This window comes from Microbacterium hydrocarbonoxydans, assembly GCF_000956475.1.
Lineage (GTDB): Bacteria > Actinomycetota > Actinomycetes > Actinomycetales > Microbacteriaceae > Microbacterium > Microbacterium hydrocarbonoxydans_A.
The window spans coordinates 422,140-447,608 of sequence record NZ_JYJB01000010.1 but is presented as its reverse complement, the minus strand read 5'-3'; the positions used below and the strand labels follow the sequence as shown (position 1 = coordinate 447,608).

24 protein-coding genes are annotated in these 25,469 nt (G+C 68.7%); 4 read left to right on the top strand and 20 right to left on the bottom strand.

The window, feature by feature from the left end; genetic code table 11:
- Positions 1–139 precede the first annotated feature (139 nt).
- On the top strand, positions 140–1,057 hold the full coding sequence (locus RS84_RS14695; protein WP_052676390.1) for a DUF4349 domain-containing protein: 918 nt from the start codon (positions 140–142) through the stop codon (positions 1,055–1,057).
- Here the strand turns inward: RS84_RS14695 and RS84_RS14690 are convergent.
- The 4 genes from RS84_RS14690 to RS84_RS14675 all read right to left on the bottom strand — a co-directional run bounded on the left by RS84_RS14690 (position 1,054) and on the right by RS84_RS14675 (position 5,909).
- Positions 1,054–4,347: a DEAD/DEAH box helicase gene (locus RS84_RS14690; protein ID WP_235281502.1), complete on the bottom strand. Its 3,294-nt coding sequence runs from the start codon at positions 4,345–4,347 to the stop codon at positions 1,054–1,056. The genes RS84_RS14695 and RS84_RS14690 overlap by 4 nt on opposite strands.
- Before the next feature lie 57 nt (positions 4,348–4,404).
- Positions 4,405–4,815: a transcription antitermination factor NusB gene (nusB, locus tag RS84_RS14685; protein WP_045258535.1), complete on the bottom strand. Its 411-nt coding sequence runs from the start codon at positions 4,813–4,815 to the stop codon at positions 4,405–4,407.
- A gap of 3 nt (positions 4,816–4,818) precedes the next feature.
- Entirely contained in the window at positions 4,819–5,379 is a 561-nt protein-coding gene (gene efp / locus RS84_RS14680; protein ID WP_045258534.1) for an elongation factor P, read from the bottom strand.
- 176 nt (positions 5,380–5,555) lie between these two features.
- On the bottom strand, positions 5,556–5,909 hold the full coding sequence (locus tag RS84_RS14675) for a hypothetical protein (RefSeq protein WP_045258533.1): 354 nt from the start codon (positions 5,907–5,909) through the stop codon (positions 5,556–5,558).
- 203 nt (positions 5,910–6,112) lie between these two features.
- Between RS84_RS14675 and RS84_RS14670 the strand changes: the two genes are divergently transcribed.
- On the top strand, positions 6,113–6,427 hold the full coding sequence (locus RS84_RS14670) for a hypothetical protein (protein ID WP_152641848.1): 315 nt from the start codon (positions 6,113–6,115) through the stop codon (positions 6,425–6,427).
- A 13-nt stretch (positions 6,428–6,440) separates the two neighbouring features.
- Here RS84_RS14670 and aroQ read toward each other — a convergent pair whose 3' ends face one another.
- The 12 genes from aroQ to RS84_RS14610 all read right to left on the bottom strand — a co-directional run bounded on the left by aroQ (position 6,441) and on the right by RS84_RS14610 (position 19,093).
- On the bottom strand, positions 6,441–6,881 hold the full coding sequence (gene aroQ / locus RS84_RS14665; RefSeq protein WP_045258531.1) for a type II 3-dehydroquinate dehydratase: 441 nt from the start codon (positions 6,879–6,881) through the stop codon (positions 6,441–6,443).
- A complete protein-coding gene (aroB, locus tag RS84_RS14660) occupies positions 6,878–7,966 on the bottom strand; it encodes a 3-dehydroquinate synthase (protein ID WP_045258530.1) in 1,089 nt (362 codons plus the stop codon). Before aroB ends, aroQ begins: the two co-directional genes overlap by 4 nt.
- Positions 7,963–8,460, bottom strand: coding sequence for a shikimate kinase (locus RS84_RS14655; RefSeq protein WP_152641847.1), 498 nt, complete (start codon positions 8,458–8,460; stop codon positions 7,963–7,965). Before RS84_RS14655 ends, aroB begins: the two co-directional genes overlap by 4 nt.
- A 4-nt stretch (positions 8,461–8,464) precedes the next feature.
- Positions 8,465–9,694 (bottom strand): chorismate synthase, encoded by a 1,230-nt coding sequence (aroC, locus tag RS84_RS14650; RefSeq protein WP_045258528.1) that lies wholly within the window; start codon positions 9,692–9,694, stop codon positions 8,465–8,467.
- Positions 9,695–9,742: 48 nt separating this feature from the next.
- Positions 9,743–10,561, bottom strand: a complete 819-nt coding sequence (locus tag RS84_RS14645) for a shikimate dehydrogenase family protein (protein ID WP_045258527.1) — start codon at positions 10,559–10,561, stop codon at positions 9,743–9,745.
- Positions 10,561–12,147 (bottom strand): endolytic transglycosylase MltG, encoded by a 1,587-nt coding sequence (gene mltG, locus RS84_RS14640; RefSeq protein WP_045258526.1) that lies wholly within the window; start codon positions 12,145–12,147, stop codon positions 10,561–10,563. The genes RS84_RS14645 and mltG overlap by 1 nt, the downstream gene beginning before the upstream one ends.
- 2 nt (positions 12,148–12,149) lie before the next feature.
- Entirely contained in the window at positions 12,150–12,623 is a 474-nt protein-coding gene (gene ruvX / locus RS84_RS14635) for a Holliday junction resolvase RuvX (RefSeq protein ID WP_045258525.1), read from the bottom strand.
- Positions 12,620–15,280, bottom strand: coding sequence for an alanine--tRNA ligase (alaS, locus tag RS84_RS14630; RefSeq protein WP_045258524.1), 2,661 nt, complete (start codon positions 15,278–15,280; stop codon positions 12,620–12,622). The genes ruvX and alaS overlap by 4 nt, the downstream gene beginning before the upstream one ends.
- A gap of 59 nt (positions 15,281–15,339) precedes the next feature.
- On the bottom strand, positions 15,340–15,528 hold the full coding sequence (locus tag RS84_RS14625; RefSeq protein WP_045258523.1) for a hypothetical protein: 189 nt from the start codon (positions 15,526–15,528) through the stop codon (positions 15,340–15,342).
- Between the two features lie 105 nt (positions 15,529–15,633).
- The gene (gene rpsD, locus RS84_RS14620; RefSeq protein ID WP_052676389.1) at positions 15,634–16,263 is read right to left on the bottom strand and encodes a 30S ribosomal protein S4; all 630 of its coding nucleotides are present in this window, start codon (positions 16,261–16,263) and stop codon (positions 15,634–15,636) included.
- 161 nt (positions 16,264–16,424) lie between these two features.
- A complete protein-coding gene (locus tag RS84_RS14615) occupies positions 16,425–17,720 on the bottom strand; it encodes an acyltransferase family protein (RefSeq protein WP_045258522.1) in 1,296 nt (431 codons plus the stop codon).
- A gap of 38 nt (positions 17,721–17,758) precedes the next feature.
- Complete coding sequence (locus tag RS84_RS14610) at positions 17,759–19,093, bottom strand: replication-associated recombination protein A (RefSeq protein ID WP_082062208.1); 1,335 nt, start codon at positions 19,091–19,093, stop codon at positions 17,759–17,761.
- Positions 19,094–19,182: 89 nt separating this feature from the next.
- Between RS84_RS14610 and RS84_RS14605 the strand changes: the two genes are divergently transcribed.
- The gene (locus tag RS84_RS14605) at positions 19,183–19,482 is read left to right on the top strand and encodes a hypothetical protein (RefSeq protein WP_045258521.1); all 300 of its coding nucleotides are present in this window, start codon (positions 19,183–19,185) and stop codon (positions 19,480–19,482) included.
- A gap of 143 nt (positions 19,483–19,625) precedes the next feature.
- Positions 19,626–20,498, top strand: a complete 873-nt coding sequence (locus RS84_RS14600) for a formate/nitrite transporter family protein (RefSeq protein ID WP_045258520.1) — start codon at positions 19,626–19,628, stop codon at positions 20,496–20,498.
- A gap of 57 nt (positions 20,499–20,555) precedes the next feature.
- Here the strand turns inward: RS84_RS14600 and RS84_RS14595 are convergent, their stop codons facing one another.
- Genes RS84_RS14595 through nirB form a run of 4 tightly spaced genes read right to left on the bottom strand, consistent with a single transcriptional unit; the run spans position 20,556 to position 25,376 of the window.
- Positions 20,556–21,683: a uroporphyrinogen-III synthase gene (locus RS84_RS14595; RefSeq protein WP_045258519.1), complete on the bottom strand. Its 1,128-nt coding sequence runs from the start codon at positions 21,681–21,683 to the stop codon at positions 20,556–20,558.
- Entirely contained in the window at positions 21,680–22,444 is a 765-nt protein-coding gene (gene cobA, locus RS84_RS14590; RefSeq protein WP_045258518.1) for a uroporphyrinogen-III C-methyltransferase, read from the bottom strand. Before cobA ends, RS84_RS14595 begins: the two co-directional genes overlap by 4 nt.
- Complete coding sequence (nirD, locus tag RS84_RS14585) at positions 22,441–22,809, bottom strand: nitrite reductase small subunit NirD (protein ID WP_045258517.1); 369 nt, start codon at positions 22,807–22,809, stop codon at positions 22,441–22,443. Before nirD ends, cobA begins: the two co-directional genes overlap by 4 nt.
- Positions 22,806–25,376: a nitrite reductase large subunit NirB gene (gene nirB / locus RS84_RS14580; protein WP_200892026.1), complete on the bottom strand. Its 2,571-nt coding sequence runs from the start codon at positions 25,374–25,376 to the stop codon at positions 22,806–22,808. Before nirB ends, nirD begins: the two co-directional genes overlap by 4 nt.
- Positions 25,377–25,469: the final 93 nt, after the last annotated feature.

Below are 25,469 nucleotides of genomic sequence, written 5' to 3'. Positions count from 1 at the left end.
ATCGAGTCTACCGGCGGCCCTCTGGACACCGCCGGAGAACGGCCGTGACAATCGCCGTTGCGCACTCGTTACGCAACGGCGATCCGTTCGTGACCGTTCTCACGGCGGCCTTGCGGAGTACGGCCAATAGCCTGCCGGGATGAACAAGACACCGAGGGTCCTGGCACTACTCGTCGTCGCCGGAGCAGCGGCACTCGGCCTCGCCGGATGCGCCGGTCTCGGCGCCTCATCGGGCGGAGGCGCCGACAGCGCGGCGCAGGCGCCGGCGCCGGAGGCGGCGACCGACGAGACCGCACCGGATGCCGCGGTCGTGATCACCGGCCGCATCACGATCGAGACCGAGGACCCGATAGATGCGGCGGCCGAGGCGACCTCGATCGTGACGGATGCCGGTGGCCGTGTGAGCGGCCGAAGCGAGCATGCGGCGGAGGATGGAGGTCAGGCTTCGGCCGAGCTCACGTTGCGGATCCCCGCTGACGGACTCGAAGATGTGCGCTCTGCGCTCGCGGGACTCGGCACGGTGAAGGACACGAGCATGGAGTCGGTCGAGGTCGGCGGCACGCAGCGTGATCTCGAAGCCAGGATGACGACGCTGCGCACGGCTATCGCCCGGTACAACGAGTGGCTGGCCACAGCATCCGCGACGTCCGATCTGATCGAGCTGGAGTCCGAGATCTCCGAGCGGCAGACCGAGCTGGAGGGTCTGGAGGCGCAGGCGAGGGCGCTCGACGACCAGATCGCGATGTCGACCGTGACTCTCAGCCTCTTGTCCGAGTACGTGCCGCCGAAGACCGCCCCCTCCGACTTCGGCGAGGCTCTGGCTGTGGGCTGGAGCGGATTCATAGGGTTCTGGGGCTCCGTGGTCATCGCGCTGGGCGTGATGCTGCCCTGGCTCGCGACGATCGGGGCGATCACGGCGTTCGTGATCTGGGTCTCGATCAGAGCCCGCAGGCGACTCCCGTCTCGACCGGCCGCATCCGGGCTCGACGCGGCGCTGTTCCCCGCCCTGGATACGACCACCCCGCCGACACCTGAGGATGCGCCCGCGCCTCGCTAGTCCTCGAACAGGCCCCGGATGTCCTCTGCGGTCAGCGACTGGGCGAACAGCTCGTCGTCGTCCATCACCGCGGTGAAGAGCCGCGCCTTGCGCTGCTGCAGCTCGAGGACCTTCTCCTCGATCGTCCCCGCCGAGATCATCCGGTAGACGAACACCTGGCTCGTCTGGCCGATGCGGTGGGTGCGGTCGACGGCCTGCGCCTCGGCCGCCGGGTTCCACCAGGGATCGAGAAGGAAGACGTAATCGGCCTCTGTGAGGGTGAGACCGAAACCGCCGGCCTTGAGGCTGATGAGGAACACCGGCTGCTCCCCCGCCTTGAAGCCATCGATCACATCCTGGCGGCGTCGGGTCGAGCCGTCCAGATGCGCGTACGGGATGCCCGCCTGGTCGAGCCGTTGCGCCGCCAGATCGAGGAACGACGTGAACTGGCTGAAGACGAGAGCCCGGTGTCCCTCCGCCTGCAGCTCGACGACGCGCTCGAGCACCGTGTCGAGCTTGCTCGAGCCGATCTCCGCGTCGTTCTCGTCGATCAGTCCCGGCGCGAGGCTCAGCATGCGCAGCAGCGTGAGCGAGCGGAACACGATGAACCGGTTCTTGTCGAGATCGTCGATCAGCCCGAGGACCTTCTGCCGTTCCCGCTGCAGCACCACGTCGTAGAGGGCGCGATGCGCCGGGCTCAGCTCCACCTCGAGCAGCTGCTCCTGCTTGGGCGGAAGATCAGCGGCCACGAGCTCCTTGGTGCGCCGCAGCATGAGCGGACGGATGCGGCGGCGCAGCTGCGCGAGTCGTCGCTGGCGGTACTCGCCGCCCTCTTCGTTCTCGGGAACCTTGCCCTTCTCGATGGGCTGGATGTAGCGGTCGCGGAACTTCCGCGCCGAGGGGAACAGCCCAGGGGCGGCCAGCTTCAGGAGGGACCACAGCTCAGACAGGCTGTTCTCCATGGGCGTGCCCGTCACGGCGTAGGTGACATCGGCCCGGAATGTGGAGATCGCCCGGTGCAGCTTCGTCTTGGGGTTCTTGACGAACTGCGCCTCGTCGAGGATCAGTCCCGCCCATTCGACGGTCGCGAACTCCCTCTCATCGAGGCGGGCGACGGTGTAGGAGCTCACGACGATGTCGGCGGATGCCGCGGCATCCGCCAGTCGGCCCGTCCTCTTTCCGCTCGTGCTCTCGACGAGCGCGACCCGCAGATCGGGCGTGAAGCGCGCAGCCTCCGACCTCCAGGTGCTGAGCACCGAGGTCGGCGCCAGCACGAGGAACGGCCGCTTCTCCCCCGCCTCCCGTGTGTGCTGCACGAAGCTGAGCAGCTGCAGCGTCTTGCCGAGACCCATGTCGTCGGCGAGGATCCCGCCGAGCCGATGCCGCCAGAGAAACGCGAGCCAGTCGAAGCCGGTCTTCTGATACGGACGCAGCTCGGCGACCAGGCCCTGCGGTAGCGCCGTCGGAGGCACCCCCGTGGCCTGGCGCAGCCCGTCGGCCATCGACCGCCAGCTCACCGCCGACTCCGATTCGTCTGCGAGGTCTTCGAACTCCTCCCAGAGATCGGTCTGATAGCGGCTGATGCGCGGTCCGGTCTCCCACTCGTCGAGCTCGCCGGCTTCGTCGATGAGCTCGCGAAGCCGGTCGAGAGCGGGATGAGCGAGCGAGAAGTAGCTGCCATCGACGAGCAGAAGCTTCTTCTTGCCCTTGCTCAACGCAGTGAACAGCGGGCCGAAGGGGATGCTGCGCCCGTCGATCGTCACGACGATGCCGAGGTCGAACCAGTCGGAGTCGGTGGACTCGAAGGTCGAGACCTTGACCTCGGGGTCGCCGGTGAGCTCGCGATACTCCTTGCGAGTACCCGTGGTCTCGACCACGACGCCGGCGGCTTCGAAAGCGGGCACGACATGCGCGACGAAAGCCGCCGCATCGATGTCGTGGAACGATCCGGATGCGCGGAACCGGGTCTCGCTGTGCTCCTGCCAGACGGCTTCGAGCTCGGCGCGCTTCGCCGCCTCTGCGTCCGCATCGCGGACTGCGGCCCTGCTCCACTCGAACGGGACAGTCCCGAAGCCCCGGTAGTTCCATCGGAACGCGTAGCTGACCACGTCGCCGCGCTCGAAGGCGACCGTGAGCTGGGGTCGCGGCGCCGGCACCTCCGGAAGCTCGACGGGACCGGCGGTGCGCACCGGCACGCTCCGGGCGAGCAGCGGATAGGCATCGGCCACGAACGCCTTCTCCTCTGCAGCCGGAACCTCGATCGCCCGTCGTGCGGAGAGCAGGGTGTGCACGGGGGCCGAGAGCGCATGCTCGACGAGGGTGATCTCCATCGTGCTGCCCCGCAGCGTCGCCGCGTACACGCCGCTGTGACCGATGGGGTGCACCTCGGCCGCGAGCACGGAGCGGCCGTCGATGGAGATCTCGGCCGAGATCTCCAGCGCCCCCGCGTCGTCGCGGGCGATGCTCGCTGTGATCTCGGCGGACTCGGCGAGCCGCACCGAGGCGCTCTTGTGCACGCTGACCAGAGGTATGCCGAGCGCCGCACCCGCACGCAGGTGCGCCCAGAGCAGAGTCGATTCGATCTGGTCCAGAACGAGCCACTCTCCGGCGTTGCCCGAGAGCAGCGAGTCGCGCGAGATGCTCAGCAGATCCCCGAACCATCGGCTCTGCGCGCGGCCGAACTGCGCCGCGTCCCTTCGCACCGTGTCCCACCCGGCGTGGCCCTGGATCCAGGCGCCCGTCTGCCGGCTGCGCATGAGGGGACGAATCGCGAGCTGCAGATCGCCACTCGGCTTCGCGAGGTCGCGTGGAGTGGCCGGGCGCACGGTACGCGGCGCCCAGTGGTTCTCGCCCCGCGGCTCGCGGTGGCGGAGCTCGACGCCCAGGCTCAGCGGCTGGAAGTGCTCGGCGGATGCCGTGGCGGCGAGTGCCCGCCACGAGGGCGCTGCGGGCGCGGGCGCCGGGGCAGGATCTGCGGCGACCTGCACGCTCGATGCTCCCCCGGTCTGCTGGTTGTACTCGTGCACGTTCGATGCGAGCAGGGCTGCGACCACGTGCTTGCACGCCGTGCCGACCGGGCATGTGCACCGCGTCGAGCGCACACGCCTCTTGCCGCTCGAGGAGATGAACGTGACTTCGCTGACGTACTGCGCGCCCGCACTGCCTTTGACGTAGGCCTCGAGTTCCTGGCGGTCCTCGTGCCAGATCAGGTCGAGCACGTTGCCTTCGCGGAAGTACGCGAGCCCGCGCGTGTACCCGCCCGCGTTCGTGATCTGCATCAGATCACGAAGATCTACATGTGGCGCGGGCATGCCGATATCCTTCCCGCTGCATCCGACATCATCGGTGCGGCGCCGAACGAGCGGATATTAGACGGCGCGTGCCACGCGGGCCAGCACGCCGTGCACGAAGGCGCCGGAGTCGTCGGTCGAGAACTCCTTGGCGAGTTCGACTGCCTCGTCGATCGCGACAGCCGTGGGAACCTCGTCGTTGTAGAGGATCTCCCACACGCCGATGCGCAGCAGGGCGCGATCGACCGCCGGCATCCGCTCGAGCTTCCAATCACGACTGTGCGTCGTGATCTGCTCGTCGATCTCATCGCGGTGATCGATGATCCCGTCGACGACCTCGCGCGCATAGAGCCACGAGGCCTCTCTGGCAGGTTCGCTCGCTGCGCGCTTCGCCTCGGCAGCCAGGGTCACCGAGACCTCGTCGCCTCGGACATCTGCCGAGAACAGGATGTCGAGTGCGCGCTTGCGCGCCTTCGTCCGAGCGCCCACGCCTTACTTCTCGCGACCGAGGTAGTCACCCGTGCGGGTGTCGACCTTGACCTTGGTGCCGGTCTCGAGGAACAGCGGAACCTGGATCTCGTAGCCGGTCTCGAGCGTGGCGGGCTTGGTGCCGGCCGAAGAACGGTCGCCCTGCAGGCCGGGCTCGGTGTAGGTCACCTCGAGGATGACGGATGCCGGCAGATCGATGTACAGCGGGTTGCCGTTGTTCAGGGCGATCGTGACCTGCTGGTTCTCGAGGAGGAAGTTCTTGGCGTCGCCGACGGTCGCCGCTCCCACCGTGATCTGGTCGAAGTCGGTCTGGTCCATGAAGACGTAGCCGTCGCCATCGGTGTACAGGTAGGTGTAGTCGCGGCGGTCGACGTTCTCGATCTCGACCTTGGCGCCCGCGTTGAACGTCTTGTCGACGACCTTGCCGGTGAGGACGTTCTTGAGCTTGGTGCGCACGAACGCGCCGCCCTTGCCCGGCTTCACGTGCTGGAACTCGACGACGCTCCAGAGCTGGCCCTCGAGGTTGAGGACGACGCCGTTCTTGATGTCTGCGGTAGATGCCATGCGAAAAGGAGTTCCGTTCGTGAGTCTGCGGGGCTCGATGGAGCCGACAGTCGATTCTACGGGATGAGCGGACCGGCTTCGGAGGAACGACGAAATGCGAGCCCGTCACCCTGCGGATATTCGAAGCTATATTCGAGATAGACTCGGGGCAGATGCCCGCAGACGGCACGACCTGCTCAGGAGCGGTCCTCATCGATCTCTGCGAGCAGATCCTTCAGCGCCTTCTCAATCGAAGCGTGGTCGTACTGGCCGGCACGGCTCTCCCCAGAGATCACCGCGCAGCGGTGCACCTTGCGGAAGTCTCCATACGGGAACTTGCACCGGCCCTTCGTGCCCTCCGTCTCGTCGGTGTCCTCACCGAGGTGCCACTTCGCGAACTCCTCCATACCGTGCTTCTCGATGAACGCGTTCTCGTCATCGGTGCTGGGCGCGTGCTCGCTCCAGTCGTCTCTTTCGTCGTTGATGACTTTCCCGTCGCCGATCATCCGGCGGGCGAACTCGAGTGCTTCCTTGTTCAATCGCACGCTCATGCGTCTCTCCTCTCCGTCGCCGGGAGGCGCCGCGCTCGGCGCACCGGCACGAGGAAATCTAGCTCTCGACGCCTCGGCGAACGACCCCATTGACGCCGATCGATCAACGGCTCATCCTGGAGCCGATCAAGGAGGTGCATCCCATGTTCAGCAGGCCATCCGCGCGGAGGACGACAGGGACGGCGCGCTCGCAGGACCCGACGATGGTGACGAATCAGCCCGCGCTGCGAACGTCTTCAGGTGCGATCTGGATCATCGTCGCCGCGCTGTTCACAGCGGTGAGCCTCGTGCCGCTCATCGCGATCGTGGCGGATGGCAGCCCCGCCGCACCTGTTGCGCTCGTGACAGCATCCCTGCTGGTCGCCGCGCTCGTCGCCATGGTCATCGTGCGTGTGAGCGTTCCCGAAGGCTCGCCCCGTCTGCGCGCTTTGGCAGGCTGCTTCCTCGGCATGGCGCTCGTGGCGCTGATCGGTCTGCTGATCTGCGTCGCGATCGTGTGGGCTCCGCTGACCGGATGAGTCGGCGCTCGGCTCAGAGAAGCTCTGCGAGCTGCCTCACGGCATCCGCGTAGCCGTCCACGCCACGTCCGACGACCCGCACGGCGGCGACGTCGTGCAGGTACGAATGATGCCGGAACCCTTCACGCGCGTACACGTCGGAGATGTGCACCTCGGCGAACGGCAGCCCGACACCGGTCAGCGCGTCGCGCAGCGACACCGACGTGTGCGTGAGTCCGCCAGGGTTGATCACGATGCCCGCGCAGTCCTCGCGGGCCGCGTGGATCGCGTCGATCAGCACGCCCTCGTGGTTGCTCTGGATGGCGCGGATCTCGAAACCTGCGGATGCTGCGGCATCCGCGGTGATCCTCTCGACGTCGGCGAGGGTCGCGGATCCATAGATGCCCGGCTCACGCGTTCCCAGCAGGTTCAGGTTCGGCCCGTTTACGAGCAGGAGGCGGCGAGGATCGCTCACGCCCCGACCTCCTGGTATGCGGCGAACAGCAGCGACTCGTCGGGCGCCTGCAGCACGGTCGGCTTGCCGATCTCGTCGAGCACGATGAAGCGCAGCATGCCGCCCCGGCTCTTCTTGTCGCGCTGCATGGTCGCGAGCAGCTGCGGCCAGGCGCCGGCGCGGTACGAGGTCGGCAGGCCGAGGGATTCGAGGATGCCGCGGTGGCGCTCTGCCGAGGCATCCGACAGGCGTCCTGCCAGCCGCGACAGCTCGGCCGCGTACATCATGCCGACCGAGACCGCCGCCCCGTGCCGCCACTTGTAGCGCTCCGCGTGCTCGATCGCGTGTCCCAGAGTGTGGCCGTAGTTGAGGATCTCGCGCTGACCGGCCTCGCGGAAGTCCTCGGAGACGACCTCCGCCTTCATGCCGACTGCGAGCTCGACAGCGCGGCGGAACTCGGGAGTGGTCGTGTCCACCGCTCGGGCGGGGTCGGCCTCGACGATGTCGAGGATCTCCGGCGCCCAGATGAATCCGGCCTTGACGACCTCTGCGAAGCCCGCGGTCGCCTCATTGGCGCTGAGGCTGCCCAGTTCGTCGAGATCGCCGATCACCGCCCGCGGTGACCAGAACGCCCCGACGAGATTCTTGCCCTCTGCCGTGTTGATTCCGGTCTTGCCGCCGACAGAGGCGTCGACGAGCCCCAGCACCGTGGTCGGAACCTGCACGACCTGAACCCCTCGCAGCCAGGTGGCCGCGACGAAGCCTGCGAGGTCGGTCACCGCTCCCCCGCCGTAGCCGATCACCGCATCGGTACGCGTGAAGTCGGCCTGCCCCATGACCTGCCAGCAGAATGCGGCGACTTCGATGCGCTTGCCCTGCTCCGCGTCCGGCACCTCGGCGAGCAGCACCTCGCGCGGCCCGTTCTCGGTATCGGCGAGAAGTCGCTCACGCAGCTCGGCCGCCCTGGCCGCCAGCGTGGGCGGGTGCACGACGAGCACCTTGCGCACGGTCGGCGCGAGAGCCGCGGACACCTGGTCGAGGATGCCGCGCCCGATCGCGATGTCATAGGGGTCGTTCCCGGTGACGGGGATGGTGGTCGTGCTCATGGCTGTTCTCTCCTCCAGGCCGCGATCTCCTCCGCGATCCGCTGCATCGGGCGGCGGGACGTGTCGAAGGTCACCGTGGCCACTTCGTCGTACAGGTCGCGTCGCTGCGCGAAGATCTCCGTCCATCGCGCGACGGGGTCCTCCCCGGCGAGCAGCGGACGGCCGCTGCCGGTGATGCGCTCCGCGACCGCCTCTGGGCTCACCGTCAGATAGACGACCGGATGCCGTCGCAGCAGCTCCCGCGTTCCGGCATCCGTCACCGCGCCACCGCCGAGCGACACCACGCCGCCCTCGTCGAGGGCGGCGCTGACCGCCTCGCGCTCGAGCTCGCGGAATCGCTCTTCGCCGTGCTCGGCGAAGATGGCCGGGATCGGGCCATGCGCTCGCGCGATCCGCTTGTCGGTGTCGATGAACGCCACGCCGAGCCGTCGGGCCACTCGTCGTCCGACGCTGGTCTTGCCGGCCCCCATGGGGCCGACCAGCACCAGCGTCATCCGATCAGGCGCGCTCGTCATGCGCGATGAGCGCCGCCTCGGATGCCGGAGCGGTGCGCAGCTCGGCCGGGATGGCGTCGAGGTAGCTCTCGAGGTTGCGCCGGGTCTCGCGGATGCTGTCGCCCCCGAACTTCTCGAGCACGGCGTTCGCGAGCTCGATCGCCACCATGGCCTCTGCGACCACGCCGGCTGCGGGCACCGCGCACACGTCCGAGCGCTGGTGGTGGGCCGTGGCGTCCTCTCCGGTCGACACGTCGATCGTGCGCAGAGCGTGCGGAACGGTGGCGATCGGCTTCATTCCCGCGCGGACGCGGAGCACAGTGCCGGTCGACATCCCGCCCTCGGTGCCACCCGCACGGTCGGAGCCGCGCGTGATGCCGTCGCCGGTGGCGAACAGCTCGTCGTGCGCGGCGGAGCCGCGGCGGCGCGTGGTCTCGAAGCCGTCTCCGACCTCGACACCCTTGATCGCCTGGATGCTCATGAGCGCCTGAGCGAGACGCGCGTCGAGGCGCCGGTCCCACTGCACGTGCGAGCCGAGCCCGGGTGGCAGGCCGTAGGCAAGCACCTCGACGATGCCGCCGAGCGTGTCGCCGTCCTTCTTCGCGTCGTCGACCTCGGCGACCATGAGGGCCGAGGTGGAGGGGTCGAAGCAGCGCAGCGGATCGGCGTCGAGCGCGTCGACGTCGTCCGGAGTCGGAACAGGCGACCCGTCGGGAACCTGCACCGGTCCGATCGACAGCGTGTGACTGACCAGGCGGATGCCAAGCTCGCCCAGGAAGGACCGGGCGATCGCGCCGAGGGCGACACGGGCGGCTGTCTCACGGGCGCTCGCACGCTCGAGGATCGGCCGCGCCTCGTCGAAGTCGTACTTCTGCATGCCGACGAGGTCGGCATGCCCCGGCCGCGGGCGGGTCAGCGGGGCGCTGCGGCCGCGGGACTTGTCGGTGAGCTCGACGGGCTCGGGGTTCATGACCTCGATCCACTTCGGCCACTCCGTGTTGCCGATGCGCAAGGCGATCGGGCTGCCCAGGGTCTTGCCGTGGCGGACGCCGCCAGAGATCGTGAGCTCGTCCTGCTCGAACTTCATGCGCGAGCCTCGGCCGTAGCCGAGCTTGCGGCGCTCGAGATCGGCCTGGATGGCCACGGAAGACACCGGGACGCCGGAGGGAAGACCCTCCATGACGGCAATGAGTTCTGGGCCGTGCGATTCGCCGGCCGTGAGCACGCGGAGCATTGCTCTAGTCTCCCACGCGTTCAGGCATTGCTCGTCCCGCGTGACGTCTCAGGCCTGTAGAGCGGCCCGCATCGCCGCGACGACGGCGATCTCGTCGGGCAGCTCAGCCGAGGGGTCGCCGTGCAGGAAGATGCGGATCTGGCGCACGGCCTGGTGCAGCAGCATCCCGAGTCCGGCGATGGCCTCTCCACCGGTCCACGCCATAGCGAGCGCAGACGGCCAGGGCGAGTAGGCGACGTCGAACAGCTTCCCGCCCTCGTCCGAGAGCGGGCGCACGATGCTCTCGTCGAGCACGGTGCCGCCCGGGAGCGACGCGATCGTCAGATCGACCGACGACGCGGGTTCGTCGAACGTCGACACCGTGATCGTGACGCCCAGTCGCTCACCGAGGGCGATCAGCGCCGACGCGCGCTCGGGGCGCCGGGCCCGCACATCGACGCGGGTCGCCCCCATGTCCTTCACCGCCACAAGAGCGGATGCCGCGGTCGCACCGGCGCCGAGCAGGCGCACCTCGCCGACGCCGCTCAGGTCTTTCTCCGCGAGGGCGTCGATGATCCCGCCGACGTCGGTGTTGAAGGCCGCGATCGACGCGCCCAGCAGCAGCGTGTTCGCGACGCCGGTGAGCTCGGCGTGCGCGTCGCGCGAGTCCGCGATCCGGAACGCCTCGTCTTTCAGCGGCATGGTCAGCGACAGACCCCGCCAGGAGTCGTCCAGACCGCGCACGGCGCCGGCGAACTCCGCCTCGGTCACCTGCCGGCGCTCGTACTCCCAGTCGAGTCCCAGCACCTCGTACGCCGCGGCGTGCAGCAGCGGAGACTTCGAATGCGCGATGGGGTCGCCCCACACCGCCAGCCGGGTGCGGCTCATCAGCTGCAGCCGCCGTCAGGATTCGCCTTGCACCACGCGTCCCACTGCTCGATCGCCGCCTGGTGCTCCTCGTAGGTGGTGGAGAACACCGTCTCGCCGGTCTCGAGGTTGACCGTCACGAAGTAGAGCCACGGGCCGTCGGCCGGATGCATCGCGGCATTGATCGCCGCATCGCTCGCACTCGCGATCGGCGTCACCGGAAGACCCGTGTTGACGTAGGTGTTCCACGGATTCGGATCTTCGAGCGCCTCCTTGGAGCTCGATACGACACCCTCGTGGAGCGAGCCGTAGCCGTACTGCGCGGTCGAGTCCATCTGCAGCTTCATGTCGATGTCGAGACGGTTCTGGATGACGCGCGAGACCTTGTCGAAGTCGTCTGTGCGCCCCTCGCGCTGGATGATCGACGCGATCGTGAGGATCCGCTCGGCGTCTGCGTCAGGCACGCCGGCGGACGCGAGCGACTCTCGCGTGCGGTCGACCATCTTCTGGATCACCTGCGTCGCCGTCACACCGGGGTCGAAGGTGTAGACAGCCGGGAACAGCCAACCTTCGAGGGACTGCGCGGCGACTCCGTACACGCTGGGATCGGCGACGGCTGCCTGCAGCTCCTCGATCGGGAACTCCATCGTCTCCGCGATGCTCGGCAGGATCGACGAGATCGTCCCGCCCTCCGCGACCGACACCGTGTTCTCGAGCTTGTTCTCCGGGTTCTGCAGGGCCTCGAGCGCGGCAGCAGCGGTCATCTTCTTCTGCAACCTGTAGACGCCCGGGTAGAACGTCGCCGAGACGTTCTCTTCGACCAGATAGTCGTAGAAGACGTCTTCGGTGCGGGTGACGCCCGCGTCGAACAGTGCCTGCGACACCGGCTGCCCGGTGTCGCCCTCGCTGATCGTCACCATCGCCTCTCCCGTCGCGAGCCCCGGCTCCCAGTCCTTCGGGTCGCCCCAGCCCATCGCGTCGCTGATCTTGTCGCCGTAGGTGTTCCACACCCATGCACCGCCGGCCGCGAGCCCGCCGAGCAGTGCCAGCACGATCACGAGCGCGACCAGGCACCCGGTGCGACGCTTCTTCTTCGGTGCGCGCGGGTGGTCTTCGTGATCGTCATGGAACAGGTCGTCGAGTCCGCCGCCGATGGCGGGTCGAGAGACCGGCTCCGCCGGAGAATCGCCGTCTTCTGATCGAGGCGAGACCGCCGCATCCGTGCGGACGGGTGCGGGTTCTGCCGCGTCGGATGCCTGCGTCGCGCTGACCGGCGCAGGATGCCCGGCCGGCGAGGTCTCGGTCGCAGGAGCCTGCTCGGGCGAGGCCTGCTGCTCGACCATCTCGCGCCGTGCTGACGATGCGTCCTGCGCTGCGGCATCGGCCGCCGCAGGCTGCGCTGATGCCGAGGGCTGTGGAGCCGCTGCAGACTGCGGGGCTGCCCCGGCTGCGGCCGCCGCCTCGCGCGCCGCACGCCGGGAGCCGGGAGCAGGACGCGAGTCCTCGACCACCGGGATCTGCGGCGCGGGATCGGGAAGATTCTCGAACAGGTCGCCGAGACGGGCGTCCGGATCGTGCTGGGGGGACGCACTCTCACGTTCGGGCATGGTCAGCGGGACTCCTCATCGAGCGGAATCGTGGAACCGGGAGGTCTTCCCGTGCTCTTCTCCGTGTCGATCGCCTGCTGCAGAAGCACAACCGCGGCGACCTGATCCACAATGCTACGAGAGTTCTTCTGGGTTCTCCCCGAAGAACGAAGGGCGGCGTGCGCGGAGACCGTGCTCAGCCGCTCGTCGACCAGGCGCACCGGGATCCCGGAGCGCTCACCCAGCGCGGCGGCGAACTCCCGCGCATCGAGGGTCGAGGCGGTGTCGTCTCCGCGCATGTTCACGGGCAGTCCGACCACGAACTCGAGCGGCTCGTACTCCGCCGCGATCTCGACCAGCCGGCCGATCGACGACTCGGAGCGGGGAACGGTCTCGATCGGCACGGCCAGCATTCCGTCTGGGTCGCAGCGGGCAACGCCCACTCGCGCCTTGCCGACGTCGATCCCCAGCCGCACGCCGCGACGGAAACCGCTCACGCTGCGTGCAGCTCCTGCGAGACGGCGTCGAGCGCAGCGGGCAGAGCCGCGGCATCCGTCCCACCACCCTGCGCGACGTCGTCACGTCCGCCGCCGCCGCCGCCGAGGACGCCGGCCGCGCGCTTCGCGAGAGCGCCGGCCTTGGCGCCCGCCGCGCGTGCGGCGTCATTCGTGGCCACGACCACGACGGGCCGGCCGTTCACGACAGCACCGAGGGCGACGACCGCCGCAGCAGAACCCAGACGGTCGCGTACCCCGAGCACGAGCTCGCGCACGTCATCGGCCGAGGCGACCTCGCCGACCGACTGCGCAGCGACGTGGAAGGCTCCGATGCGCACAGCAGCGTCGGCGATGGCCGGCACCTGCCCGGCGCGCTCCTTGGCCTCGAACTGGGCGATGCGCTTCTCGGCGGCCTTCAGGCTCGCGGCGAGATCGGCGATGCGCTCCGGGAGCTGCTCGCGCGGAGTCTTCAGCGAGGCGCTCAGCTGCGACACGAGAGCACGCTCGGCTGCGAGCTCACGGAACGCGTCCTGGCCGACGAGAGCCTCGATACGACGGTTGGATGCGCCCACAGAGGACTCTCCGACGATGCTGACCAGGCCGATCTCGGCGCTGGTCGACACGTGCGTGCCGGCACAGAGCTCGCGCGACCACGGGCCGCCGATGTCCACCATGCGCACGACATCGCCGTACTTCTCGCCGAAGAGCGCCATGGCACCCGCGGCCTTCGCCTCGTCGAGCGAGACGATGCGCGTGGTGACCTCGAGCGCATCCTGCACGGCGCGGTTGGTGATCTCCTCGATCTCAGTGCGGGTGTCTGCCGAGAGCGCCTGCGACCACGAGAAGTCGAAGCGCATGTATCCGGCGCGGTTCAGCGAACCGGCCTGGGTGGCCGTCTTGCCGAGCGTATCGCGGAGTGCTGCGTGCACGAGGTGCGTGGCGGAGTGGGCCTGACGAGCGGCGCGCCGGTTCGCGGCATCCACGACAGTCGTCGCGGTGTCCTGCACCGCCACCGCGCCGCGGCTGACCTCGACGGTGTGGCTGATGAGGCCCGGCACCGGGCGCTGCACGTCGAGCACCTCGAGCTCGAATCCGGGACCGACGATGGTGCCCTTGTCGGCGACCTGTCCGCCGGACTCGGCGTACAGCGTGGTCTCCGCGAGAACGACCTCGGCGATCTGGCCCTCGGACGCGCTGGCGACGGACTGACCGTCCACGAGGATCCCGAGGATGCGCGACTCCACCTCGAGCGCGGTGTAGCCGTCGAAGCCGGTCTCGCCCAGGGCGCGGAGATCGCGGTACACCGACACGTCCGCCAGCTGGCGCTTGCGGTTACGTGCATCGGCCTTCGCACGCTGACGCTGCTCCTGCATGAGAGTGTCGAACGCCGCGCGGTCGACGGCCAGCCCCGCCTCTTCGGCCACTTCGAGCGTGAGGTCGATCGGGAAGCCGTACGTGTCGTGCAGCAGGAAGGCCTCGGAGCCGCTGAGCTGCGAGCCGCCGCTCTTCTTGGTCTCGTCGAGGGCGAGGTCGAGGATCGTCGAGCCCGCTGCGAGCGTGCGGCGGAACGTCTCCTCCTCGGCGAAGGCAGACGCCGACAGCGTGGACCAGTCCGCCTCGAGCACGGGGTACGCCGTCTTCATCGCGTCGCGCGAGGTGGCGAACAGCTCGGGGAAGACCGGCTCGTCGACACCGAGCAGACGCATGGCGCGGACGGTGCGGCGCATCAGGCGGCGCAGGATGTACCCGCGACCCTCGTTCGACGGGCGCACGCCATCGGAGAGCAGCATGAGCGAAGAGCGGACGTGATCGGCGATGACCCGGAAGCGGACGTCGTCCTCGTGGACCTTGCCATACGTGCGGCCCGACAGCTCGACGGCGCGGTCGAGGACCGGACGCACCTGGTCGGTCTCGTACATGTTCTCGACGCCCTGCTTGAGGAACGCCACGCGCTCGAGCCCCATGCCGGTGTCGATGTTCTTCATCGGCAGCTCGCCGACGATGTCGAACTCCGTCTTGCCGCGGATGTTCTCGATGAAATCCTGCATGAACACGAGGTTCCAGATCTCCAGGAACCTCGAGTCGTCGGCCGCCGGTCCGCCGTCCTTGCCGTACGCCGGACCGCGGTCGAAGAAGATCTCGCTGTCGGGTCCACCGGGACCGGGCTGCCCGGTGTTCCAGTAGTTGTCGGCCCGTCCGAGACGCTGGATGCGCTCGGGCTTGAGGCCGATGATGTCGCGCCAGATGGCTTCGGCCTCGTCGTCGGTCTCGTAAACCGTGACCCAGAGATCCTTCTCGTCGAAGCCCAGGCCGCCGTCAGCCTCTGACGACGTGAGCAGTTCCCAGGCGTAGCGGATGGCGCCCTCTTTGAAGTAGTCGCCGAACGACCAGTTGCCGAGCATCTGGAAGAACGTGCCGTGGCGGGCCGTGCGGCCGACCTCTTCGATGTCGTTGGTGCGGATGCACTTCTGCAGGTCGGCGATGCGCGGGTGAGGTGCGGGAACGACGCCCGTGAGGTACGGGATCATCGGCACCATGCCGGCGACCGTGAACAGCAGCGACGGATCGTCGCTCACCAGCGATGCCGAGGGGACGATGAGGTGGTCGTTCTTCTCGAAGAAATCGAGATAGCGCTGCGCGATCTCCGCAGTTTTCATAGCTGTGCCGGGTGTCCTTGCGTGTGGAAGGGAGTGAGGTGCCGCGTGAGGGAACGCGTTCAGTCGTCGGCGGGCTCGGTGAGCCGCGCCTCCTGCTCGCGATACGCGTCGCCGATGATCGCGGTGAACCCGTTGATCCTGGCGTCGAGCTCGGCCAGGAGGTCGTGACCGCGCGGGTCCTTGTTCATGAAGTGCGCCGCGACGAAGCCGCCGATCACGCCGATCAGGAACCAGAGCACGTTCTTCATGTGGTCATCCTTGCCTTGAACCCGCGAGGGCGCGGTGCCTCCATCGTATGCGGAAACGACAAGAGGCGTCGGGTCACCCCGACGCCTCTTGCACTGATCGCTGGATCAGCGAGCTGCGTAGTACTCGACGACGAGCTGCACTTCACAGGTCACGGGGACCTCGGCGCGCTTCGGACGACGCACCAGGCGAGCCTGGAGCTTGTCGAGCTCGACCTCGAGGTAGCCCGGAACCGGCGGCAGGACCTCGGCGTGACCGCCGGCTGCTGCGACCTGGAAGGGCTCGGTACCCTCGCTCTTGGCCTTGACGTGGATGAGCTGACCCGGCTTCACGCGGAACGACGGGCGGTCGACGAGCTGGCCGTCGACGAGGATGTGACGGTGCACGACGAGCTGACGAGCCTGTGCCGTGGTGCGGGCGAAGCCCGAACGCAGCACGAGGGCGTCGAGACGCATCTCGAGGAGCTCGACCAGGTTCTCACCGGTCAGGCCCTCGGTGCGGCGAGCCTCGTTGAACGTGTTGCGCATCTGCTTCTCGCGGATGCCGTACTGCTCGCGCAGACGCTGCTTCTCACGGAGGCGGACGGCGTAGTCGCTGTCGGCCTTGCGCTTGGTTCGGCCGTGCTCGCCCGGAGCGTAGGGACGCTTCTCGAGGTAGCGGGCGGCCTTCGGGGTGAGAGCGACGCCGAGGGCGCGGCTGAGACGCACCTTGCGGCGGTCCTGGGACTTCGTGGTCACGAAGCTGTCCTTCCGATGACGCGGTCGCGACTTTCGCGACTCGCGGACGTATCACCGCGTTCTGCCTTGGAGCGCACGCCGGGGCGCCAGCAAGGTGGGGTGTGAACGAGGAGATGCCCGAAAACTCGGTTTCGAGCCGATCAAGTCTAACAGATCGGGCGTCACTCCCGCGGGATGCCGCGGACGGCGGCATCTTCCAGCATCCGCTCGCCCTGCATCGCGCCCGGACCTCCGACCGTCAGCCACACGATCGCCGCCGCCAGTCCGCCCATCGCGAAGGCGGTCAACGGCGTCAGGTAGCCCTGCGTCAGCACGCAGCCGACCGCCGCGACCAGCAGCAGCGTGCACAGGATCGACGCCCACAGCGGCATGCCCCTCGGACGCTCGGCCGGCCAGCGCTTCTCGATGGGCGGGACGATCACGCAGAAGATCGCGATCACCGCGCAGATCGCGAGCAGCCACGGGATGCGAGTGATCCACCACTCGGAGGTCAAGACGGTCGGGAACGGCAGCCCCAGCGCGAGCTGGATGCCGACGACCACAGCCATCGCGACCGTGTGCCACAGGTAGATGACCATGCCGTAGATGCCCAGGGCGCCGATCGTGACCAGCACGGCTCGCCGACGCATGAGCGCGCGGATCGACGGCTGCAGCAGAGTGAACAGGTAGACCTGGGCGAGCCCGAGCAGGAGCAGAACCACGGTCGGCGGGTTCAGGTTCGCGATCATGTCGGGGTCGTAGCCCATGCCGAAGACTGCGACGCAGATCAGGCCGTACGCGACGACCGCGAGAAGGAGCAGCAGCCACCGCGGACGGCGTGAGTACCACTGATCGCGCACACCGAAGCCGAGCTGCTGCACGAACAGCCACAGGAACAGCCAGTTGAGCGCGCCGAGCGGCAGGCCCAGATACCTCCCGGCAAGATCGATCGCGACAACAAGCCCGGCCAGCGTGAAGTAGGTCGCCCAGGCCGCGCGGTGATGGAACCAGGACATCAGCGGCACGAAAGACGTGCAGATCGCGTACACCGCGATGAACCACAGGGGCTCGGCGAGGCGGAACGCGAAGCTGCGGAGGAATTCGGGGTCGGCTCCGAGAGCGGCCATCGCGCCGAGCGTCACCAGCACGCCGGCCATCGCGAGCAGCACAGGTCGCGCCAATCGGAGCGCGCGCACTCTGATGTACTCGGCCGCGCTCTCTCCTCGATGCCGCAGCCGTCGCCACGTCGTGATGCCGGCGAAGCCGCCGGCGATGAAGAAGGTCGGCATGATCATGCCGATCCACGTGATGCCGGCCAGGGGCGTCCACTCCGCGAGGGCGTTGAACGCCCGCAGCGGCTCGCCGTCGATGCCCATCTGGAACGCGTGCAGCAGCACGACGATCGGCAGGCAGATCGCCCGGACGAAGTCGATCGAGAGATCGCGGTCGGGCGGGATCCGGATCGGACTGCGTGACATGGGCCCCACTCTAGGGGTGCGCACGATCGGAGTGCGGATCAGCGATCGTCGAGGATGCGGCGGATCTTCTCGAGGCGCGCCGAGATGTCGCGCTCGGCGCCGAGGTTCTTCGGCTCGTAGTAGCGGCGGCCTTCGAGCTCCTCGGGGAGATACTGCTGGGGAAGGATGCCGAACTCGCTGTCGTGCGGATACACGTAGCCGCGTCCGTGGCCGAGGCGCTTCGCTCCCGGGTAGTGGGCGTCGCGCAGGTGCACAGGCACGCGACCGAAGCCGCCGGCGCGGATGTCGGCGATCGCCGCGTTGATGCCGGCGTAGGCGGCGTTCGACTTGGCTGTCGTCGCCAGATACACGGTCGCCTCGGCGAGCGGGATCCGCCCCTCCGGCATTCCGATGAACGCCACCGCGTCAGCCGCGGCGACCGCGATGCTGAGCGCCTGAGGGTCGGCGAGACCGACGTCCTCCGAGGCCGAGATGACCAGGCGCCGCGCGATGAAGCGCGGGTCTTCCCCCGCTTCGATCATGCGCGCCAGGTAGTGCAGAGCCGCGTCGGGGTCGGACCCCCTGATCGACTTGATGAAGGCGCTGATGACGTCGTAGTGCTCGTCACCCTGGCGGTCGTACCGGAGCAGCGCCTTGTCGACTGCCTGGGCCACATCGTCGGCCGTGACGGCAGGCGGCTTCTCGTCGTCGCCGGCGTTCGAGGTCGCGACGGCCGCCGCGGCCTCGAGACCGGTGAGAGCCCGCCGGGCATCGCCCGAGGCGAGCCGGATCAGCGAGGAGCGCGCCTCATCTGCAAGAGTGACAGCGCCGTTCAGACCCCGGGCATCCGTGACGGCCCTGTCGACGAGGAGACCGATGTCGTCGTCTGTGAGCGGCTGCAGGGTGAGCAGCAGCGAGCGCGACAGCAGCGGCGAGATCACGGAGAACGAGGGGTTCTCGGTGGTCGCCGCGATGAGGATCACCCAGCCGTTCTCGACGCCGGGAAGCAGAGCGTCCTGCTGGGCCTTCGTGAAGCGATGGATCTCGTCGAGGAACAGGATGGTCGTCTGCCCGTAGAGGTCGCGCTGCGTGATCGCCTCCTGCATGACCTCGCGCACGTCTTTCACGCCCGCGGTGATCGCGGAGAGCTCGACGAAGCGCCGCCCCGACGACCGGGCGATCGCCTGTGCGAGGGTCGTCTTGCCCGTGCCGGGCGGACCCCACAGGATGATGGACACGGCGCCCGGCGATGCGGCCGCAGGATCGGCCAGCGCCACGATCGGAGAGCCGGCGCGCAGCAGGTGCTTCTGACCGGCGACCTCGGCCAGCGAGATCGGCCGCATGCGCACAGCGAGCGGGGTCTGCCCGGAGAGGAGCGCGGCTGCGGAGGTCATCAGTCCAGGCTAATGCCGGCCTCCGACGTCGGCGACGATAGGCTCTCAGGCGACGTCGTCGATTCACGTCCAGCAAGGGAGTACACGGCATGGCCGCACGCGGTTCGAAGAGCGCACAGGCGCGCACGGAGGCGGAACGCGCACGACTGCACGCAGCGCGCAAGTCCTGGCACGATGGCCGGATCCGTCGACGCGTACGTGACAATACGATCGCCGGCATCGTCGGCGGCCTCCTCGTGATCGGCGCCATCGCCAGCCAGGTCGTGCACGCTCAGGTCACCGCCCCTGAGCCGACGCCGACACCGACCTCGACCGTCGCCCCCTCGGACGCACCGCTTCCCGGCGCACCGACCCCCGAGCCCACGTCCGGCGAGACCCCAGCCGAGTGAGTCGACGCTCACAGTCGGCGCTTCCCGCCTGTGAGCGAATCGCCGCACGGCCGTAACGGTCCGCGCGAGAGACCGAAACGCGCGTGGGAGAGCCTGGGCGGAGCGAGCGGAGAGCTCGTCTCTGATCCCATGGAGGCCCGCCCATGTCGTATACCAAGCCCGCCGAGCTCGTCACCCTGATGGTCGACGCCGGCGCCTACAAGATGCAGCTGTCCACGCGGGACACACTGATCCGCGCGTTCATGGGAGCCGCGATCCTCACCCTCGGGGCCGCGTTCGCCGTCACCGTGTCGACGCAGACCGGCCAGCCGCTGCTGGGCGCGCTGCTCTTCCCGATCGGCTTCGTCCTGCTGTACCTTCTCGGCTACGACCTGCTCACGGGCGTGTTCACACTCGGCCCGCTGGCCGTGCTCGACAAGCGCCCCGGCGCCACGATCGGCGCGATGCTGCGCAACTGGGGACTCGTGTTCCTCGGCAACTTCGGCGGCGCCCTGCTCGTGGCGGTCCTGATGGCGATCTACTTCACATACGGATTCTCGTCCGACCCGAGCCCTGTCGGCCTCGCGATCGGCGAGATCGGGCACGGGCGCACCGTCGGATACGCCGAGCACGGCGCCGCAGGCATGCTGACCCTGTTCATCCGCGGCGTCCTGTGCAACTGGATGGTGTCGACCGGTGTCATCCTGTCGATGGTGTCCAGCAACGTGCTCGGCAAGATCGTCGCCATGTGGCTGCCGATCAGCCTGTTCTTCTACATGGGCTTCGAGCACTCGATCGTCAACATGTTCCTGTTCCCCTCCGGTCTCCTGCTCGGCGCCGACTTCACGATCATGGACTACCTGATCTGGAACGAGATCCCCACAGTGGTGGGCAACCTCGTCGGCGGACTGCTCCTCGCCGGACTCCCCCTGTATCTCACCTACGGCCGCACCGTCGCACGGAAGGTGCGCGAGCCGCGTCAGGCCCGCGCCAAGGCCGGCGTCGCGAGCCCCGCCGAGGTGCTCGGCGCCGTCTGACCTTGGCGACGACGATGGGCCCGGCGGGATTCCGCCGGGCCCATCGTCGTGGGTGGATCAGCGGTCGGAGACCGCGAGCCGGTAGCCGCGTTTGACCACGGTCTGGATGAGGTCGCGAGCGCCGAGAGATTCCCGCACCCGGGCGACTGCCACTTCCACAGCGTGCGCGTTGCGCTCGCCGCCGGGCAGGATCGCGCCGAGCTCTGCACGTGAGAGCACACGTCCTCCCGCATCCGCCAGCACCTCGAGCAGCACTGAGCCGGTGCGTGAGAGGGGCACGAAACGGCCGTCGACCAGAGCGCCTCCGCTGCGCACCTCGACTCGTCCTTCGTCGGTGTGCACCGACGGCGCCTTGCCGCCGCCGAAGTAGGCGATGACCGTGCGCGCCAGCGAGCCGAGGCGCCCGCGGTCGGCGATCGTCAGGGCGAGATCGGCCTCCTGCAGCGGCACGGCGGTGACGGGGCCGACTGCGGCAAGCAGCAGCCGTCCGGATGCCGCACGACGACGGATGCCCTCCAACGCGCCCGCCTCCTCTGCCACCGCGAGCCAGGACGCAGCGCCCGGCGCGGATGTGAAGAGCACGGCATCCGCTTCGCCCGCCGCCGCCTGCAGCGCCGACCTGCGCACCACATCCGGATTCGGCGGCGGACCCCAGCGATACACGACGACGCTGAGAACATCCGCGCCCGCGTCCGCCAGCAGCTCGTCGAGTCCATCGGAGCCGGCGCCGTGATGCTGGACGACGATGCGTTTTCCCTCCACGCCCGAGGCGAGAAGATACTCCCCCACCTCTGCCGACGTCTCCGACTCGGCGACCCAGTCGGCGCTGAATCCCGCCTGCTGGATCGCGCCGTGCGCCTTCGGGCCCCTGGCGATGAACTGAGCACCCTCGAAGGACGCGCTCAGCTTCTCGTCTATGCCGTGCTCGTGCACGGCGTCCATCCAGCCCCGGAAGCCGACGCCGGTCGTGACGATCACGATGTCCGGAGGGGTTTCGAGCAGAAGCTTGGTGCGACGCAGAAGCTCGGCGTCATCGACGTTGGGCACGATGCTCAGGGCGGGAGCGCGATGCACAACGGCGCCACGACGCTCGAGCGCCGTGGCGAGGTCGATGGAACGACGATCGGCTGCCACGATGATCGTGCAGCCGGCGAGAGCATGGTCGAGGGTTCGCGGCCGGGTCACGCGGTGCTCACGGCCAGAACATCAGCGGGGAGCAGGAGCCCTTCTCTGGCCACCTCTCCGATGACGATCACGGCGGGATTGATCACGTCGGCCTCCTCTGCATCCGCCACGATACTGCCCAGAGTCGTGCGGATGGTGCGCTGCTGCGGCGTGGAGCCGTTCTCCACGATCGCGATCGGCGTGGACGCTGCGACTCCGGCGCGAAGAGCGGACTCCGCGATCCGGCCGATAGCGGCGACGCCCATGAGCACGACCGTGGTCACGGCCGGGTCGCCCATCGAGGCGAGGGCGCTCGGCGTGATCTCACCCTGACCGTTCATGACGTGGATCCCCGCCGAGACGCCCCGGTGCGTGACCGGGATGCCCGCCGCCTGAGGGACCGAGATCACGCTGCTGATTCCCGGTGTCACGCTCACGGGGATCCCTGCGGCCTGGCACGCGATGACCTCTTCGCCGCCGCGTCCGAACACGAACGGGTCGCCGCCCTTGAGCCGCACGACGCGCTTGCCCGCCTTCGCGTGCTGGACGAGCAGCGCGTTGATCTGCTCCTGCGGAACCGGATGGTGGCCCGGTCTCTTGCCCACGTCGATCACGAGCACCTCGGGACCGATCTCGGCGCGCAGCTCGTCGAAGGGGCCGAGCCGGTCCGCGACGATCACCTCCGCCTCCTGGAGAAGTCGGTATGCGCGGATCGTCATCAGGTCGGCGGGGCCGGGGCCTCCGCCTATGAGGTCGACGCGGCCGACGCGCGTGCGCCTCATGATGCGACCTCGATGTACACGTCGGCGCCGATGACCCGCACCGGCCACACGCGCAGCGCGGCATCCGTCCCGCTCACCGGGCGCTTTCCCTGGGAGTCGAGGCAGGCGCCGGTCGCGAGGTCGAACACCTGCTTGTGCAGCGGCGAGGCGACCGTGGCAGAGGCGCCCCGCGTTCCCACGATGCCGCGCGAGATCACGTTCGCGCCGCTGAACGGGTCGAAGTTGTCGACCGCCCGCACCGTTCCATCCGTGAGACGGAACAGCGCGATCTGCTGCACGTCGACCAGTGCGGCCCTCCCCCGTTCGATCTCCAGATCGTCGATCGAGCAGACGCGCACGAGCGTGTCCTCCGTGATGAGCGTCATCGGCGTACCTCCAGTGCAGTTCCGGCGATGAGCACACCGCCGCTGCGTCGTTCCTCTGATGTGGCTGGTCGGATCTGCCCGCGCTCGGCGACGTACGCGAGCGACGGGTCCGGTGTGTCGGTGGCGTTCACGAACGAGTGGAACCGCTGCAGCTTCTCCGGGTCGCGGAGCGTCGCCGCCCATTCGTCCTCATAGCGGTCGACGTGCGTGGCCATGGCCGCGTCGAGGTCGGCGCAGATCCCGAGGCTGTCGTCGAAGATCACTCGGCGAAGCTCGTCCAGCCCGCCCTCCAGGTCGTCGAGCCAGGGTGCGGTGCGCTGCAGGCGGTCAGCCGTGCGGATGTAGTACATGAAGAAGCGGTCGATCGCCTGGATGAGGGCATCGTCGTCGAGATCGGAGGCCAGCAGCTGCGCGTGCTTGGGAGCGAATCCGCCGTTGCCCCCCACGTACATGTTCCAGCCGGTCTCGGTCGCGATCACGCCGACGTCCTTGCCTCGCGCCTCGGCGCATTCACGGGCGCAGCCCGAGACGCCGAGCTTGAGCTTGTGCGGAGCCCGCAGACCGCGATAGCGCAGCTCGAGCTTCACGGCCATACCCACGGAGTCGAGGACCCCGTAGCGGCACCAAGTCGACCCGACGCACGACTTCACGGTGCGCAGCGACTTGCCGTACGCGTGCCCGGATTCGAAGCCTGCATCCACCAGGCGTCCCCAGATCGCCGGGAGCTGCTCGAGACGCGCACCGAACATGTCGATGCGCTGGCCGCCGGTGATCTTCGTGTACAGCCCGTAGTCCTTGGCGATCTGGCCGATAGCGAGAAGACCCTCGGGTGTGACCTCACCGCCGGGCATGCGCGGCACGACCGAGTAGGTGCCGTCCTTCTGCATGTTCGCCATCACGTGGTCGTTGGTGTCCTGCAGCGTCGCGTTCTCTCCGTCGAGCACGTGGGCTCCGACGAGGACGGAGAGGATGCTGGCGATCGCCGGCTTGCAGATGTCGCAGCCGCGCCCGCGGCCGAAGCGCTCGACGATCGAGCTGAACGTCGTGAGCTCGGCGACGCGCACGGCGTCGAACAGCTGACGCCGCGACATGTCGAAGTGCTCGCACAGCGCGTTCGAGACGGTCTGGCCGAGCTTCGTGAGCTCCTGCCCGACGACCTTCTTGACCATCAGCACGCATGAGCCGCAGGTCGCGCCGGCCTTCGTGCATCCCTTGACCGCAGCCGCGTCCGTGCATCCCTCTTCGTGCACCGCCTGGCGGATCCGCCCTGCCGTCACGTTCGAGCACGAGCACACCACGGCCTCGTCGGGGAGCTCTCCGCCCGGCGCCTCATTGCCACCCTCCGGGAGCAGGTAGGCCGCGGGGTCGGCCCCGAGCCTCGCGCCGAGCAGCGGACGCAGCGAGCCGTACGCGGAGGCGTCGCCGACGAGGATGCCGCCGAGAAGAGTCTGCGCGTCGTCCGATAGCACGAGCTTCTTGTAGACGCCCGCGACCGCGTCGGCGTACACGACGTCGAGAGCGTTCGGGGTGGTCGCCATCGCATCGCCGAAACTCGCCACATCGACGCCGGAGAGCTTGAGCTTGGACGAGTCGTCGTATCCGGGGAAGGACGCGTCTCCGCCCAGCAGCCGGGTGGCGGCGACCTCGGCCATCGCATAACCGGGAGCCACGAGGCCGACGCAGCGTCCGTCGAAGTTCGCGACCTCGCCGATCGCGAGGATGTCCTGATCGCTCGTGACGCAGCGCTCGTCGATCAGGACGCCCCCGCGCGGGTCGACCTTCAGTCCCGCCGCGCGGGCGAGCTCGTCCCGGGGACGCACGCCCACCGTGAACACGACGACGTCGGCCTCATGCATCGAGCCGTCCTGGAACTCGAGAGCCGCCACGGCTCCTGAGCGGTCGGGATCGAGCCGCGTGGTCCGGGACTCGGTACGGACGTTGATGCCTCGCGCCTCGAGCAGCCGCCGGAGCATCCCGGCGCCCGCGCTGTCGAGCTGCTGCGACATCAGGCGGTCGGAGTACTGCACCACGGTCGCGTCGACGTCCATGCCCTGCAGCGCGCCGGCGGCCTCCAGGCCGAGTAGGCCGCCGCCGATCACGGCGCCGCGCAGCGGGCGTCCGAGCATCCGTCCCCGGCGCTCCACGAAGTCCTTCAGCGCCTGCACGTCATCGATGGTGCGGTAGACGAAGCAGCCGGGCAGATCCGCACCGTCGACCGCGACCCGCGCCGCGTAGGAGCCCGTGGCCAGCACCAGGGTGTCGTAGCCCACCACCCGGCGCGACGTCGTCGTCACCGTGCGAGCCGCACGGTCGATCTGCGTGACCCGGTCGCCGGGGTGCAGCCGGACGCGCTCGTCGTCGAAGATCGACCTGTCCAGCGCGAGGTCGTCGCCGGTCGCTCCCGAGAAGAACCCGGTGAGACCGACGCGGTCGTAGGGGCCCCGGCCCTCGTCGCCGAACACATGGACGCGCACTGAGGCGTCCGCGCGGCTCAGCAGGCTCTCCACGAAACGGTGCGCGACCATGCCGGCGCCGACGACCACGATCTCGGATGCTGTCTGGTTCATGACTGCGACGATAGGAAAGCCGTGTTTCCCGGAGAGGGCACGGCGTGTTTCCTCGATCGAACGATTCGCTCACAGATCGGTAACGGCCGATGT